This is a genomic window from uncultured Phyllobacterium sp. (assembly GCF_902479695.1).
GTDB lineage: Bacteria > Pseudomonadota > Alphaproteobacteria > Rhizobiales > Rhizobiaceae > Phyllobacterium > Phyllobacterium calauticae.
On sequence record NZ_CABSQF010000032.1, the window covers coordinates 35,631 to 52,129 of the forward strand.

Genomic DNA, 16,499 nt, shown 5'->3' on the forward strand with positions numbered 1-16,499 from the left:
CAGAGATGATCCAGAACAATCCCATCGGCCGTCTCGTCGCCCACGTCATCCTGATTGTCGGCATCCTGATCGTTGCCTTCCCGATCTACTACGCTTTCATCGCCTCGACCCAGTCGCTGCAGGATATCATGCGGCCGCCGCTGTCCCTGCTGCCCGGCGGGCATTTCTGGGAAAACTACACGACGGCACTTTTCGGCGGCATTGGCCGCATCGGCGGCGTGAGTGTCGGCCGCCTGCTCATCAACAGCACGATCATGGCGCTGGCGATTGCCGTCGGCAAAATCATCATTTCGATCCTGTCGGCCTATGCCATCGTCTTCTTCCGCTTTCCCGGCCGCATGGTCTTCTTCTGGCTGATCTTCATCACCCTGATGCTGCCGGTCGAAGTCCGCATCCTGCCGACCTACAAGGTCATGGTCGATCTCGGCCTCATCGATACCTATACGGGCCTGACTGTTCCCCTCATGGCATCGGCTACCGCAACCCTCCTGTTCCGGCAGTTCTTCATGACCATACCGGGCGAGCTGGTGGAAGCGGCACGCGTCGACGGTGCAGGCCCATGGCGCTTCTTCAAGGACATCCTGCTGCCCCTGTCCAAAACCAACATCGCAGCGCTGTTCGTCATCCTCTTTATCTACGGCTGGACCCAGTATCTCTGGCCACTGCTGATGACGAACCGCAACGACATGACGACCATCGTCATCGGTCTACGCAAAATGATTTCCTTCGCCGATGCCGACACCGAATGGCATCTGGTGATGGTGACCTGCATTCTGGCCATCCTCCCCCCGATCCTCGTCGTTGTGCTGATGCAACGCTGGTTCGTGCGCGGCCTGGTCGAAACGGAGAAATGATCCCATATGGCAAGTGTTGAACTCACCAATGTCCGCAAGGTCTATGCCGGCGGCGTCGAGGCGGTCAAAGGCGTCGACATCGACATCAAGGACGGCGCCTTGTGCGTGCTTGTCGGCCCGTCGGGCTGCGGAAAATCGACCCTCCTGCGCATGATCGCGGGGCTGGAATCCATCACCGACGGCACGGTCAAGATCGACGACAAGGTTGTCAACGATCTCGGCCCCGCCGAACGCGACATCGCCATGGTCTTCCAGAACTATGCGCTCTATCCGCATATGAAGGTCTATGACAACATGGCCTACGGCCTGCGCAACCGCGGCATGCCGAAGGACCAGATCGACAAGCGTGTGCGTGAAGCAGCGGCAACGCTGGAGCTGGCGCATCTGCTCGAACGGCGTCCGCGCGAATTGTCAGGCGGCCAGCGGCAGCGTGTCGCCATGGGCCGCGCCATTGTGCGCAACCCCAAAGTGTTCCTCTTCGACGAACCCCTCTCCAATCTCGACGCCAAGCTGCGTGGCCAGATGCGGGTGGAAATCAAGAACCTGCAGCGTCAGCTCGGCGTGACCAGCGTTTATGTCACCCACGACCAGCTGGAGGCCATGACGCTCGCCGATATTCTCGTGGTGATGAATGCCGGTGCGGTCGAACAGATCGGCGCGCCGCTGGATATCTACGAAAAGCCCGCCAGCACATTCGTCGCCAGCTTCATCGGCGCACCGCCGATGAACCTCATTCCGGTCACCGCCGGCGAATCCGGCCTGATCCTGAGGGACGGCACGCGGATCGGCGCCGAGGGGCTTGCCGTATCCGACAAGGATGCGGTGATCGGGTTCCGTCCGGAAGATCTGGAGGTTGCCACCGGCACGGAAAGCCACATTGGCGGCCTGCTGCTCGACCTCAAAGTGCTCGGTGTCGAGCCGGTCGGCGCGGAAAGCTATGTCTATGGTATCATCGGGGGTGAACGGGTAGTCGTGCGGGTTGCCGGCCGTTCCGTATCCCAGCCCGACGATCACCTGAGGGTGATCATCCCGGGGGAAAAGCTGCATCTTTTCGGCGGCAACGGCAAGCGCATCTGAAGACATTCAAAGCAAACCACTCCCCTCCACCCATCGGCGAAGGGGAGTGAAAGTGTCGATTACCAGGCGGGAACAGCCGCACCCTTGTACTTGTCGAGGATGAACTGCTTGACCGGATCGGAATGGTAGGATTCGATCAGCGTCTTGACCCAGGGCTTGTCCTTGTCGGCCTTGCGCACGGCGATCAGGTTGACGTAGGGCGCCTTTTCACCTTCTTTCAGAATCGGGTCCTTCATCGGATCAAGGCCAGCTTCAAGCGCGTAATTGGTGTTGATGGCAGCGGCATCCACATCGTCGATGGAACGCGGCAGCTGGGCAGCATCCAGTTCGACGAACTTGAAGTTCTTCTTGTTCTCGGTGATATCGGCGAGCGTCACCTTGAGACCCGAACCTTCCTTCAGCTTGATCACGCCCTTGTCGGCAAGGATCAGCAGTGCGCGGCCGCCATTGGTCGGATCGTTCGGAATGGCAATCGTCGCGCCATCGGCCAGTGCGTCGAAGCTCTTCACCTTCTTCGAATAGACGCCCATCGGGAAATTCACGGTGTTGGCGACATCGACGAGATCGAACTTGCGGTCGGCAATCTGGTTGTCGAGATAAGGCTTGTGCTGGAACGAGTTGGCATCAAGCTCGCCGTCGTTCAGCGCCTGGTTCGGCACGACATAGTCGGAAAATTCGAAGATTTCGATGTCGAGGCCTTTCGGCTTGGCGATTTCCTTGACCTTCTCCATGATCTGCGCGTGTTCGCCCGGCGTCACGCCGATCTTGATCGTTTCGGCCAGAGCGCCCGTCGCGCTGAGCATTGCCGCCACCGCAGCGGTGACGAGGATTTTCTTCAACATTGTACTCTCCTGTTTTAACGTAAACGTGTTTTCAGCGGGGACGGATGCGCTTGTCGAACCGCCGTGCCAGCCGGTCACCGGCGCTCTGCACAAGCTGAACCAGCACGATCAGCACCAGAACCACGATGGCCATCACATCCGGCATGAAGCGCTGATAGCCGTAGCGAATGCCGAGATCGCCGAGCCCGCCGCCGCCGACGGCACCGACCATGGCCGAATAACCGATCAGGCTGACGATGGTGAGCGTCAGGGCCGATGTGATGCCGGGACGCGCTTCGGCCAGCAGAACCTTGAACACGATCTGGGCGGGACTTGCACCCATCGCACGGGCAGCCTCGGTCAGCCCCGGATCGACCTCGCGGATTGCCGATTCAACCAGCCGCGCGATGAAGGGAATGGTTGCAATGGTCAGCGGTACGATCGCGGCGGTGGTTCCGATGGAGGTCCCGGCGATCAAGCGGGTGAAGGGGATGATGGCGACAACCAGAATGATGAAGGGCGTCGAGCGGGCCGCATTGACGACAAGCCCGAGCACCTTGTTGACCGAAGGCGCAGCAAAAAGCTCGCCGCGGCCGCTGGTCGCCAGAAAAACACCGAGCGGAATGCCGAACAAGGAGCCGATCAGGCCCGCCACGGCGACCATGTACAGCGTCTGGCCGGTGGACTTCACCAACAGTGCAAAAATATCAGCGGACATAGCCGACAACCTCCGATGACAGGCCGTGATCGGCAAGAAAGCTTCGGGCTTGGACTATCTTTGCCTCATCGGCGAGCAGGGAAACAACCAGCATGCCGAAGGGGCGCCCGGCAATCTCGTCGACCGCACCGGCCATGATATTGACCTCGATACCGAGATCGCTGCCGAGCCGCGCCAGCATGGGCTCCGTCGCATTCTCGCCCTTGAAGATGATGCGCAGGATCGTCCGCAAGCCCGGCTCCGGCTTCTCGACCATCTGCCGCGTCAAAAACTCCGGCAGGTGCAGCCCTGCCAATCCACCCAGCAGCGACCGGGTTGTCGCATGGGTATGACCGGTGAACACATCGAAAGTCGGGCCCTGTTCGACGATGCGACCGCCATCGATAACTGCCACATGATCGGCAATGGTCTTGATCACTTCCATCTCGTGGGTGATCAGCAGAACCGTGAGGCCAAGCTCCTTGTTGATGGTCTTGAGCAGGGCAAGAATCGACCGGGTTGTTTCAGGATCAAGTGCCGATGTCGCTTCGTCCGAGAGGAGCAGTTTGGGTTCCGTTGCCAGAGCCCGCGCGATGCCGATGCGTTGTTTCTGCCCGCCGGACAGTTCGGAGGGATAGCGATTGCGCTTGTCCGACAGCCCCACCAGATCGAGCAGCGGTGTCACCCGCTTTTCGATGGCCTGTCTGTCGACACCGGCGATTTCGAGCGGCAGGGCGATATTGTCGAAAGCCGTGCGCGACGAGAGCAGATTGAAATGCTGGAAGATCATGCCGATGGAGCGGCGCACGTCGCGCAGCCGCTTTTCATCAAGCTCGGCAATATTTACCCCGTCGACAACGACGCGGCCACTCGTCGGCTTTTCCAGCCCGTTGACCAGGCGGATCAGGGTGGACTTGCCCGCGCCGGAACGGCCGATAATGCCGGTGACGGAACCGCGCGGGACAATCAGATCAACACCGTCAAGCGCGGCCACTTCCGCACTGGTCCGCCCTGCCGCAAAGCGTTTGGAAACGCCTTCAAACGCCACCATCGGATCAGCCGCCGCGGTCAATCCATCCCCCGCAGCCGTTCCCGCCGCTTCTCCCGTCTTCCGTGTCACAACCGTCATCATCATTTGCGCTGCCTGTGCAGCCGCCCTGTTGTCTGTTTGCGACCGTCTATACCGATCCGGTCGACTTTTCGATAGGGCTTACGGGCAAGCATGAACATTTTCGATACTGGAAATCGTGGGTTCATCGGCCGGCGACCGGAACTATGCGTCAAGATCGCGCCAAACGCGTTCGACTATAGTTGTAAATTGCTATTCAAAACAACCGCTTACCTCAAATGATTCAACTCTGCATTTCTAGCGGCGCTCTGTGAAAACGGGCAATGGATTGAACAGGTGTTTTACACCCAATCCATTTGAGGGCGAAGCAGACACACCGAGCCAGCCGGTGCATCGGGAAGACGGGCCTCCCGACCATAGCAATGGCCTTGCTCTCAAAACTGGAGGTGATCTATGCGGAAATTGCCGTTTAGTGTCACGCTAGAGGTGAAAAGAACCCGGACCGGCTGGCAGCTGGTGATCCGGGTTCGATTTACACTCTAGAAGCGAGGGGTGGGTGAAAGCCCATCCCTCACTCCAGAAGATTACAATATCCTGTCCGTAATTCCAACCAACCCTGGGTTTCAAGCGGCGAGTGCAAGTTTCGATGCATTCAGGCCGCGCTCCAGATCGTTGAGAATATCATCGATATGTTCGATGCCGACCGAGAGCCGGATATACCCTTCGGAAACGCCGCTCGCCCGCTGTTCTTCCGGCGAGAGCTGGGAATGCGTGGTCGTTGCCGGATGGATGGCGAGGCTGCGGACATCGCCGATGTTGGCCACGTGATAGAAGAGTTCGAGCGCTTCGATAAATTTGCGCCCTGCCTGCAGGCCACCCTTGAGCTCGAAACCGACCAGACCACCAAAACTGCCAGAGAGATATTTCTCTGCCCGCTCGCGATCGAGACCGCTCTGCTGCGATGGATGGATGACCTTGGCGATCTCCGGCCGCTTGGCCAGGAACTCGGCAACCTTCTGCGCATTCTCGACGTGGCGCTCGAGACGCAGCGACAGCGTCTCGATGCCTTGGATGGTCTGGAACGCATTGAAGGGGGATAGCGCCGCGCCAAGGTCGCGCAAAAGCGTGACGCGCGCCTTGATGATATAGGCGACGGGTCCGATGGGTTTGACCGCCTCCGTCCAGACCGCGCCGTGATAGCTTGGATCGGGTGTGTTCAGCGCTGGCTGCCGTTCCGGGAATTTCTCCCAGTCAAACTGGCCGCCATCGACAATGATGCCGCCGATGGAGGTACCGTGCCCGCCAAGATATTTGGTGGTCGAGTAGACGACAATGGCGGCCCCATGCTGCAGGGGCCGCGCGATCAGCGGCGCCGCCGTATTGTCGACGATCAGCGGAATGCCATATTCGCGCCCGATGGCGGCGACTTCGGCAATCGGAAATACGGTGAGTTTCGGATTGGGCAGTGTTTCCGCGTAATAGGCACGGGTTCGCTCATCCGTAGCCCGGCGAAACGCTTCGGGGTCGCGGGGATCGACAAAGCGCACCTCGATGCCTTGATCCTTCAGCGTATTGGCAAAGAGGTTCCATGTGCCGCCGTAGAGATCGGTGGAACTGACGATATTGTCACCGGCCCGCGCAAGGTTCTGCACGGCCAGGGCTGACGCCGCCTGCCCCGAAGAAACCGCGAGCGCGGCAATACCGCCGTCAAGTGCGGCAACGCGCTTCTCCAGGACATCGGTGGTCGGGTTGCCGATGCGCGTATAGATGTTGCCGAGTTCCTTCAACGCGAAGAGATTGGCCGCGTGCTCCGTGTCACGGAACTGGTACGAGGTCGTCTGGTAGATCGGCACGGCCACGGCGCCGGTTGCGGGATCCGCCCGCCAGCCGGCATGCAGGGCGATGGTCTCGGGGTGCAAATGGACTGCCATGGTTTTCGTCCTCGTGTTGGTGCGGAATGATCACCCGAAACACTAGGAGAAGTTGCAATGGGGGAATACGCAGGCCGTTGCTTATTTCAGCGCGTTCGGGAAATCCCATACTAAAAGCGGGGCGCAATGCCCCACTTTATGCCAATCGCGCATCCGTGAAACCGGGTATGGAGAATTCCATTCCCGGCTCCATGCTGTTTACCCGTAGGGCTCAAGCAGCCCGATAACGTTCCAGCCAATGGGCGTAGGGCGAAGGCAGAACCCAGGCCGCCTTCTCGACGCCCAGTTCCTTGGCGGCGCGGAACGGCCAGTGCGGATCAGTCAGCAGCGGACGTGCCAGCATGACAAGATCGACCTTTTCATCACGGATAAGACCGTCGGCTTCCTGCGGCGTGCTGATGTACCAGGATGTCGAGGCTGGCAGGCCGGTTTCGCGGCGGACACGCTCCGCAACGGACCCAAGGAATGCCGGGCCCCACGGAATATTGGTCTTGCCCAGCGAGAAGCCCATGCTGACATCGATGAAGTCGAGCCCATTGGCCTTCAGCTGTTTGACAAGTTCGATGGCTTCGCTGAGGGTTTTTTCGTCCTGACCGTCATACTCGATGACACCGAGACGCGCTGTCAGCGGCAGGTTGTCCGGCCAGACGGCCCGCACGGCCTGAACTGTTTCGATGAGGAAGCGGCTGCGGTTCTCAAAACTGCCGCCATAGTCGTCGGTCCGCGTGTTGGAATGCTCGGACAGAAAACTCTGCGCGAGATAACCGTGGGCAAAATGCAGTTCGAGCCATTCGAAGCCGACGGAAAGTGCCCGCTTGGCGCTGTCGACGAATGCCTGCTTCACCCGCTCGATATCGGCCTTGGTCATTGCGCGCGGAACCTTCGACAGCCCGCCGCCATAGGCAATGGCCGAAGGGGCAATCGTTTCCCAGCCGCGCGGATCATCGTCCGCAATATGGTCATCGCCTTCCCACGGCCGGTTCGCGCTGGCCTTGCGCCCAGCATGGCCAATCTGGATGCCGGGAACGGCGCCCGCATCCTTGATGGTCTGAACCGCCGGTGCGAATGCCTTCGCCTGTTCATCATTCCACAACCCAGCGCAACCCGGCGTGATCCGGCCTTCCGGCGACACGGCGGTTGCCTCGACAATCACCAGTCCGGAACCGCCACGCGCCAATCCGCCGAGATGAACGTGATGCCAGTCATTGATCACGCCGTCATTTGCCGAATACTGGCACATGGGGGAAACGGCGATTCGGTTGCGCAATGTCACATCCTTCAAGGTGAAGGGGTCGAAAAGAAAGGCCATATGTTTACTCCAAGTGGGGTGCTGCAGACATCCGGGTCCGCTGATATTTCCATAGTTCGATATTATTCGAACAATAGCAATACACAAAATTTTGTGCTAGGATATGTGCATGAGAGAATATCGCCATCCCCAGATCACCGAAGTGCAGCTCGAATCCGTGCTTTATGCGCTGAGCGACCCCATCCGCCTGTCGATTGTCCGCCAGTTGGCCCGCGAAGGTGAGGCAACCTGCGCCGCGCTTGAGAACGGACGCCCGAAATCCAGCGTGTCACATCATTTCCGCGTGCTGCGGGAAGCCGGGATCATCAAGACCCGCAACGACGGCACCTCCCGGATCAACGAATTGCGCGACAATGAACTGGCCGAGATTTTTCCGGGCCTGCTGCCGGCAATCCTCGCAGTCCGGGGCTAGGGTCCGGACCCTAGAACAACGCGGCAAGGCGGACCTCTTATTGATCCGCCACGCAGCCGGTGAAAGCGCCCACCTTATACATGGACGCGACTTTGATTTTTACATGAATTTAATAATACAAGACATCGATATTCTATTTTATATTTGAATATTCATATTCAATTCGCATTGCCAGCGGAGAAATTATAAAAATTCTTACAAATAACCTCGTATTACTCAGGCATAAACCATACAATCATAAAGACATTGGTAACTATTATAAAAAATGGTAAGCAAATTAACCAATGCCGAACGTAATAAAAATAGCATAGGGAAATATGAACTCGCCTTTCTGAGGTCCGTGAGTGCAACTGACGAATTTCCATACGCCTGACGCTATCCGTTCCATGTTCGGCATGCGGGGAACGATAAATCCTGCCGTCAAGCGGCGGGTCTACGCTGAACAGATGGATGTGGCGCTGCGACTGGCGCCCTTTACCGTCATCGTGGCCATGAGCGTCGTGTTCGTGGTGGCGTTTGTCCCCTGGGATCAGGGACATAGCCTGTATCTGGGCAGTCTGGCCACCATCGTCACCGTCATGACCGCCGCGTCGCTGTTTGCCTGCTGGCAATGGTACAAGGTGCCAAAGGTCAAGGAGCTTGGCTTCGCCGGCATCAAATACCTGATCATCATATCCGCATGTTACGGCCTGTGCCTGGCCAGCATTCCGCTCATGCTTTTTCTGGAAGCCGACGCCTACCACAGGCTGCTGATCGCCTGCACGGCGGCCGGTCTCATGGCGACCGGCATCGGCGTGGCCGTGGTTCCGCTGGCAGCCATTGCCTTTTCAGGCGCGATCATCACCGGCTCGTTCTTTGCCCTCGCCTCAACCGGCGAGGATTTCTTTCTTTTCATTGCGATCTTGCTGGCCATCTATGCGCTGTTCATCCTGTTCACCATCGTGCACATGAGCAACCTGATCGTCATGCGCACGCTCGACCAGATCAAGGTCGAGCAGCAGAAGGAGGTTATCAGCCTGCTTCTCTATGATTTCGAAGAGAATGCCAGCGACTGGATCTGGGAAACCGATGCCGACCTGAAGCTCCAGCACACTTCGCCGCGCCTGGCACAGATCGCCGAGAAAACCACCAAGCAATTGCAGGGAATGCCCTTTGCGCAACTGTTCAAGGTCGACCAGTCACACGCTGAAGAGGCGGTGAAAGTGGGGTCGATCTGGCAGGCCATTGAAAACCGCACGACCTTCCGCAACCATATATTGCCGATCAAGATAAAGGGCGAAACCCGCTGGTGGTCACTGACCGGCAAGGCCATCTTTGACAATGCCGGGCAGTTCTGCGGTTATCGCGGGGTTGGTTCCGACGTGACGGCGGCAAAGCAGTCGGAAGACAAGCTGTCCTATCTCGCCCGCTATGACGTGCTCACCGATCTGCCGAACAGAACCCTGTTCACCGATCAACTCGCCGAAGCAACCAAGGAACTGGAAACCGGCCTTGCCGGCTTTGCCGTGTTCTGCATCGACCTCGACGAATTCAAGACCGTCAATGACAGCTTCGGCCACGGCATCGGCGACCAGTTGCTGAAGCAGGTCGCGGAGCGTTTGCGCGGCACATCCCCTGCCCGCTACATCGTGGCGCGTCTCTCCGGCGACGAATTTGCGATCCTGGCCCCTGGCGCCGGCCAGCCCGAAGCGACGGCACTGGCGGAAGATCTCGTGCAGCGCATCTCACAGCCATTCTGGATCGATGGCATCCAGATCAACATCCATATCAGCATCGGCATCGCGCTTGCCCCCATGGACAGCGTCAGCGACATCATGCGCTGCGCCGACCTTGCGCTGTACCGCACCAAGAACGAGGGCCGGAACAGCTATCGCTTCTACGAAGTCGAAATGGATGCGCGGATCGAGGCCAAGCGCGCCCTGGCGATGGATTTGCGCGGCGCTCTGGCGCGGGAGGAGTTCATCCTGCATTTCCAGCCGATCGTGTCGGCCATCACGCTCAAGACCGTCGGGTTTGAAACCCTGCTGCGCTGGAAGCATCCCGTGCACGGGTATATTTCTCCGGCCATCTTCATTCCGATTGCGGAAGAGACCGGCAATATCATCCCCCTCGGCGAATGGATCATCCAGGAGGCTTGCAAGACGGCGGTGTCCTGGCCCGACGACATCCATGTGGCGATCAATATTTCCGCGATCCAGTTCCGCCATTCGGATCTCGCCTCCATCGTTCGCGATGCGCTGACAACCAACAAGCTGAAGCCCAACCGCCTGGAACTCGAAATCACCGAATCGGTGTTCCTTGAAGCCAATGTCGCGGCGATTTCGCTGCTGCGGCAGTTCCGGGCAATGGGTGTAAGCATTGCGCTTGACGATTTCGGCACCGGCTATTCCAGCCTCAGCTATCTGCGCAAGATGCCATTCGACAAGATCAAGATCGATCAGTCCTTTGTGCGCGACCTCCCGCACAACAGGGGAAGCCTTGCCATTATCCGTGCGGTGATGGGCCTTGGCGCGAGCATGGGCATGAAGATCACCGCGGAAGGCGTTGAAACCCGTGAACAGCTGGCCTGCCTGCAAAACGAAGGCTGTGATCAGGTGCAGGGCTTCCTGTTCAGCCCGGCGGAACCGTTTGACAAGACAGCCGACCTCATGTCCTTCGACCGCGACCGCTACGAAGTCGCCAGCTGAAGCGCGTTCTCAAACCCGATGAAGAGAGGAAGTAGCCCGGCGGCTCACGCCTGCCGCTTCGTCTTGTCCTGAACAGTTGGACGATAGCTGGGTGACAGCCGCGAATCCTTTGGCCAGTAGGCCAGGAAGCCCTTGATGACTTCGCCGGGAATATCGAGCGGATTGTACTGATCCCTGTCCACGAACATCAGGGACTGTTCGCCATGGCCGAGCAGGCCTTGCGCTGCACTGTGGATTTCGTGCTGCAGCGTGACGAATTTGCGGTTGTGCCGGGCGATCTTGATACGAACGCTGATCTGCTCGAATTCCTTCGATTCCCGCCGGTAATCATGGGTGAAGGAACGTGTGAGGATGTAGAACCGCGTCGTCGCCAGATCGAAATCCGGCATGCAGACATTGAAGAACAATTCGCGCGCCTTGCCGACCCAGCGCACATAATTGGCGAAGTAGACGTTCCCGACCGAATTGGTGTCGTCATAGGTCGGGGTGAGATGCATGACGAACCACTCGCCATCGAAACCATGCGATTGCGATATTTCCTCGCCGCCCGACGTGTTTGTCAGCGGGGCAGTGCTCATCATCCGAATGGGCTGGTCGACGATTTCAACCGGGATCGCCTTCGAGCGGGGCCCCACCAGTTCGATGATGACCGGCAAAGCGCCGATCAAGCCGATGAATGGCGACAGGAACAGGAAGCCGGGTACAGGCTGGATGTAGCCGAGAATGAAGATCAGCGACGATCCGCAGCCGATCAGGAAGCTCAGCACCGGATCGAATTTCGGTTTCGCGCCCAATGCCTCGCAAACCAGATTGGCGGACGCGCTGACGAAGAGCGTGGCGAAAGGCATCATGAAATACATGAGCGAAAAGTTTGCCGGTACGGCGGCATAGGCAACCCAGGTCGCGCCGATCAGCAGCCACAGCGGCGACGAGGCAATGCCATCGGGAATAAGCGCCAGCAGCGGACTGTTGCTGCGCATGTTCTTGCCGCGCAGATACCAGTTCGTCGCGCAATAAAAACTGTCGACCGTCGATGTGAGCGCCGCAATCGTCCAGATCGCAAAGGCAATCGCCAGATAGGGCGCACCATTTTCCGCGGCCAGGACAACCGCTGCGGAAACCGACCCTTGCGCGCTCGGCAGGCCGTCAATGGAAATGATGCTGCCGATGGGACCGACCGTCGACGCGATGGAAGCATTGAGCAGGAGAAAACCAAAGAACAGCAGGGCACCGGCGCCATAGGCGATCCCGACCGACCCGCCCTCGCGCTTGATATAGACCGCCCGCTGCCAATGCTGGATATCGAGCCACGGGCCGAGCAGGAAGCCGATCACCGTCGGCATGACAAGGCCGTAAAAGCGTGCATCGAACTGCTGGAGCGGGACACCGGGATAATCCGACGTCTGCCGCAGACCGGAAAGCAGCACGAGCCCTGCGGCAACGCCGATCACCGTATAGAGAATATGCAGCTTCTTGATCTGCTCCAGTGAAAGCGCATGGCCGATGGCGCAGGAAGCCAGAAGCAGGAAAGCAACGCCTATTGTTGCGCCCTCGCCCACAATCGGCTGCCACAAATAGGCAACGAAACCGAAAACCGTCACCACGAGCGCCGCCATCTGGAACAGCAGAAAGACGCCGACATAGCGGTTTTCGATGTCCTTCATGATCTGGTCCGGCGTCCGCTTGCTGCGGCCGAGAATAAAGCCGAACAACCAGAGACCGCCAACGTTCGAGATCGCGAAACCGAAGAAACCAAGCCAGCCATAGGTCAGCGTGACGTGGATGGAATAGAAAAAACCCAGACCCCACAGCCAGGATAGGCCAATTGTAGGCGCCCACATAAGATTTCGCACGAACGTCATGTCTATCCAGCTTTACGAGAGTCGGTGATCGACAACACCAACTTTAATCCACGTTATTCGCTGTAATAAGTCAATGATCTGCTCTTAGCAGTTGCGGAAAGTTTCAAGATTTTTGCTTTCTTTCCCGTTGCGAATGCAAGCAGCCCTTATCGGAATTTTTACCCAGCGAAGCACGCGAAATACTGCCGGAACGAGGTCGTACACTCATAAAATCTGGTCGAAATGGTATAAAGCCCGCCAGCGCAGATGCGCTGGCGGTGCGCGGGCGGGATCAGAGGCCCGCGATCTTTCTCAGGTCATCCACTGCGCCCGTACCGGCGGCAAGAACCGGTGCGCCCCGGGTCAACGCCTCGCCCTTTGCCGGGAATGGATGGTGCCAGCCGCCTGCTTCCTTGACGAGGCAGTAACCGGCCATGCAGTCCCACGCATGCATGTAGGGCTCGTAGTAACCGACAAGACGGCCAGCCGCGACATAGGCCAGCATGAGCGCGCCCGATCCGTTGCGGATGAAATTGCCGCCGGCTTCCAGCAGCTTTTCCACCAGCGAGGCAACGACTGCCGGGGTAACGTGGTGATTGGCGCCAATACCCGTCACCGCATTGCGAATGGTCTTGCTCGGATCGATGGCGAGCGCCTTTCCGTTCAGGGTCGCGCCCATCCCGAGCGCCGACGCATAAAGCTCCTCATTGCACGGGACATAGATGACCCCGACCACGATCTCCTCGCCGCGCAGCGCTGCAATCGAGATGCACCAGGTCGGCATGCCATTGACGAACGGGCTGGTGCCGTCGATCGGATCGATCACCCAGGTGAACTCGGAGGTTCCCGCGCTGACGCCATATTCTTCGCCAAGCACCGCATCGCCGGGAAAGGCCGCCGCGATGCGGGCGCGGATCAGTTCTTCCACTTCCCGGTCGGCAATCGAGACCACATCCTGCGGATCGGCCTTGGTCTCGATGACCAGTCGCTCGCGCGCATTGAAATGCGCCAGCGCCACGGCGCCGGCTTCGACAGCCATTTTCTGGGCAAGAGCAAAACGGCCCTGCAACTCGGCTTCGGCATGCGATGTCATGATAGTCCTTTGAAAATGCAGTTTCAGTTGTTGATGATGGCGATGCCGCGATGGTGGAAACCGATGCTGACACTGGTTGCGGGAGGAAGATTGCGGTCTACGGCCGGATCGACGACGAAGAGCGTTCCGGACGCGGTTTCCACTTCATATTCGACGTGATCGCCGAGATAGGCGGCGTGCCGGATGCTACCGGCGAAGGCACCATTCCCACCCGCTTCCAATGTGATCGCATTGGGACGCACGGCGAGCTTCGCCGGTCCCGGCCGGGCGTTGCGGCCCGGCACGGCGTGCTCCAGCGTGCCGACACGGATGATGGCGTTGCCGCCGTCGCTGCGCAGCACTTCACACGGCACCACATTGGCCTCGCCGATGAAATCCGCGATGAAGGATGAAGCCGGTGCTTCGTAAAGCTCGCGCGGCGAGCCCTGCTGGGCGATGACCCCGTCCTGCATGACGATGATCTGGTCGGATACCGCAAGCGCCTCTTCCTGATCATGCGTGACATAAACCGCCGTGAATCCCAGCCGCTGCTGCAACTCGCGGATTTCCGTGCGGACGCGGCGGCGCAGCCGCGCATCGAGATTGGACAGGGGTTCGTCCAGCAGCAGCACCTGCGGCTCCAGAACCAGCGCCCGCGCGACGGCGACACGCTGCTGCTGGCCGCCGGACAATTCCGCCGGAAGGCGCTGGCCGTAGCCGGAGAGGCCAACCTGTTTGAGCCCTTCTTCCGCCTTTTCCCGCGCGTCGGATTTCTTCATGCCCGAGGATTCAAGGCCATAGGCGACATTTTCCGCCACCGACATATGCGGAAACAGCGCATAGGACTGGAACACCATCGAGACATCGCGCTCATTGGCGGGAAGCATGGTCACATCCTTGCCGCCGATCAGGATACGGCCGGCGGAGGGGTGCTCCAGCCCGGCCAGCATGCGCAGGGTCGTGGTCTTGCCGCAACCGGACGGCCCGAGCAGCGTGACCAGCGTGCCGGGCTCGATCGTCAGCGAGAGATCGTGAATGGCCGTGAAATTGCCGAACTGCTTTTTGACATTGGAGAAGACGACGGAGCCGGTGCGATGGGTGGTCATGATGCGGCCTTTTCTTGTGGAGCGGCGGAGGGAACGAAGGCTGTCGCAACGCGGTTTTCGCGGCGCAGTTTTCGTTCGCCCACCAGAAGCTGGAAACAGGTGATGATGACGATCATGACGACGATCAGCATCGAGGAGTAGGCCACCGCCACGCCGTACTCGCCGTTTTCGACGAGCCCGACAATATAGGAAGTCGCCATATTATATTCGGCACTTACAAGGAATATGACAGCGCTGATCGAGGTGATGGCGCGCACGAAGGAATAGACCAGCGCCGCCACGATGGCCGGGCGCAGCAGCGGCAGAATCACCTTGCGGATGGTGCGGAAACTCGTCGCCCGCAGCGTCAGCGAGGCTTCGTCGAGACTCTTGTCGAGCTGGCTCATCGCCGCCACGCCGCCGCGCACGCCCACGGGCATGTTGCGGAAGACGAAACAGGCGATCAGGATCAGCGCGGTCCCGGTCATCTCCAGCGGCGGCAGGTTGAAGGCCATGATGTAGCTGATGCCGATGACCGTGCCGGGAATGGCAAAACTCATCATCAGGGCAAACTCGAAGACATTGCGGCCGACAAAACGCTGGCGCACGATGAGATAGGCCGTGAGCAGACCGACGGCGGCGGTCAGCGGTGCGGAGATCAGGGCAATCTTGATGGTCGTCCAGAACGAGTTCCAGGCAACGCCGGTCCAGGCAATGGCGCCATTGCTGAAGCTGAAGGAGAATGCCCGCTGGTAATGTTCCAGCGTCAGCGTGTTGTCGAGACCCCAGGTGCGCACGAAGCCGCCGAACAGGATCATGCCGTAGATGACGAGCGTGAACAGGATCCACGGAATGACGATCGCGTGGACACCGATCGATAGGGAGCGCGGCAGGGCGATATGCGCGCCGGAATCGCCCTTGCCGGTGACCGTGGCAAAGCTCTTGCCCGCCAGCCAGACGCGCTGGGCGAGAAACGCCGAGAGCGTGAAGAACAGGAGGATGATCGCAAGCACCGCTGCCCGTGACGGATCATTCTGCGAACCGACGACGGCGAAGAAGATTTCCGTCGACAAAACGCCGTGGCTGCCGCCAAGCACCAGCGGGTTGCCGAAATCCGCCATGCTTTCGATGAAGCCGATGAGAAACGCATTGGCGAGACCGGGTTTCATCAAAGGCAGGGAAACCCGCCAGAAGGTGCGCCAGCGGTCGGCGCGCAAAGTCTGCGATGCCTCTTCCATCGACGGGCTGACGCCCTCGACGACGCCAATCAGGACGAGGAACGATATCGGCGTGAATGACAGAACCTGCGCGATCCATATGCCGGTCAGGCCATAGAGCCAGCGACCAGGCTCAATGCCGAAAAGCTCGGACAATTGCTGCGTCACCACACCGGCCCGGCCGAACAAAAGGATCAGCGCCAGGCCGATCACGAAGGGCGGCGTGATGATCGGCAGGATCGTCAGAAGGCGCAGGCCCTTCTTGAACGGGAACCGGGTGCGGGTGGCGACCAGCGCAAAGCACAGGCCAAGGAGAGTGGAACCCGACGCGGCGAGAATGGCGAGGAAAAGCGTGCGCCAGGCAATGCCACAGCGGTTGCCGCCGTCCACGCAATCGAGACTCCAGATCGTCGGGTCCTGGATATTG

13 protein-coding genes are annotated in these 16,499 nt (G+C 59.3%); 4 read left to right on the forward strand and 9 right to left on the reverse strand.

The annotated features are described in order from the left end of the window. The first annotated feature begins 5 nt into the window (after positions 1 to 5). Both ugpE and RDL77_RS17935 read left to right on the forward strand, forming a co-directional pair. Positions 6 to 854: a sn-glycerol-3-phosphate ABC transporter permease UgpE gene (gene ugpE, locus RDL77_RS17930; protein WP_288194054.1), complete on the forward strand. Its 849-nt coding sequence runs from the start codon at positions 6 to 8 to the stop codon at positions 852 to 854. A gap of 6 nt (positions 855 to 860) precedes the next feature. Then, a complete protein-coding gene (locus RDL77_RS17935; protein WP_223612683.1) occupies positions 861 to 1,931 on the forward strand; it encodes a sn-glycerol-3-phosphate import ATP-binding protein UgpC in 1,071 nt (356 codons plus the stop codon). Positions 1,932 to 1,990: 59 nt separating this feature from the next. Here the strand turns inward: RDL77_RS17935 and RDL77_RS17940 are convergent, their stop codons facing one another. From RDL77_RS17940 to RDL77_RS17960, 5 genes are all read right to left on the reverse strand, one after another. Further along, positions 1,991 to 2,773, reverse strand: a complete 783-nt coding sequence (locus RDL77_RS17940; RefSeq protein WP_374042746.1) for a MetQ/NlpA family ABC transporter substrate-binding protein — start codon at positions 2,771 to 2,773, stop codon at positions 1,991 to 1,993. A gap of 31 nt (positions 2,774 to 2,804) precedes the next feature. After that, positions 2,805 to 3,470: a methionine ABC transporter permease gene (locus RDL77_RS17945; RefSeq protein WP_223612682.1), complete on the reverse strand. Its 666-nt coding sequence runs from the start codon at positions 3,468 to 3,470 to the stop codon at positions 2,805 to 2,807. Then, positions 3,460 to 4,500 (reverse strand): methionine ABC transporter ATP-binding protein, encoded by a 1,041-nt coding sequence (locus RDL77_RS17950; protein WP_288194063.1) that lies wholly within the window; start codon positions 4,498 to 4,500, stop codon positions 3,460 to 3,462. Before RDL77_RS17950 ends, RDL77_RS17945 begins: the two co-directional genes overlap by 11 nt. 641 nt (positions 4,501 to 5,141) lie before the next feature. Continuing rightward, positions 5,142 to 6,449, reverse strand: coding sequence for an O-acetylhomoserine aminocarboxypropyltransferase/cysteine synthase family protein (locus RDL77_RS17955; RefSeq protein WP_223612681.1), 1,308 nt, complete (start codon positions 6,447 to 6,449; stop codon positions 5,142 to 5,144). 211 nt (positions 6,450 to 6,660) lie between these two features. Beyond that, on the reverse strand, positions 6,661 to 7,758 hold the full coding sequence (locus RDL77_RS17960) for an NADH:flavin oxidoreductase/NADH oxidase (protein WP_288194056.1): 1,098 nt from the start codon (positions 7,756 to 7,758) through the stop codon (positions 6,661 to 6,663). 109 nt (positions 7,759 to 7,867) lie between these two features. On the opposite strand from RDL77_RS17960, the gene RDL77_RS17965 reads away from it, so the two are divergent. After that, the gene (locus tag RDL77_RS17965) at positions 7,868 to 8,170 is read left to right on the forward strand and encodes a helix-turn-helix transcriptional regulator (RefSeq protein WP_223612679.1); all 303 of its coding nucleotides are present in this window, start codon (positions 7,868 to 7,870) and stop codon (positions 8,168 to 8,170) included. A gap of 344 nt (positions 8,171 to 8,514) precedes the next feature. Then, a complete protein-coding gene (locus tag RDL77_RS17970; RefSeq protein WP_288194057.1) occupies positions 8,515 to 10,857 on the forward strand; it encodes a bifunctional diguanylate cyclase/phosphodiesterase in 2,343 nt (780 codons plus the stop codon). A gap of 44 nt (positions 10,858 to 10,901) precedes the next feature. On the opposite strand, the gene RDL77_RS17975 is transcribed toward RDL77_RS17970, so the two are convergent. The 4 genes from RDL77_RS17975 to RDL77_RS17990 all read right to left on the reverse strand — a co-directional run. Then, positions 10,902 to 12,698: a thioesterase family protein gene (locus tag RDL77_RS17975; protein WP_223612677.1), complete on the reverse strand. Its 1,797-nt coding sequence runs from the start codon at positions 12,696 to 12,698 to the stop codon at positions 10,902 to 10,904. Between the two features lie 292 nt (positions 12,699 to 12,990). Next, complete coding sequence (locus RDL77_RS17980) at positions 12,991 to 13,791, reverse strand: inositol monophosphatase family protein (protein ID WP_223612676.1); 801 nt, start codon at positions 13,789 to 13,791, stop codon at positions 12,991 to 12,993. Positions 13,792 to 13,814: 23 nt separating this feature from the next. Further along, on the reverse strand, positions 13,815 to 14,876 hold the full coding sequence (locus RDL77_RS17985; protein ID WP_288194058.1) for an ABC transporter ATP-binding protein: 1,062 nt from the start codon (positions 14,874 to 14,876) through the stop codon (positions 13,815 to 13,817). Beyond that, positions 14,873 to 16,499: iron ABC transporter permease (locus RDL77_RS17990; RefSeq protein WP_288194059.1), on the reverse strand; the 1,627-nt coding region annotated here is incomplete at its 5' end. The genes RDL77_RS17990 and RDL77_RS17985, both read right to left, overlap by 4 nt.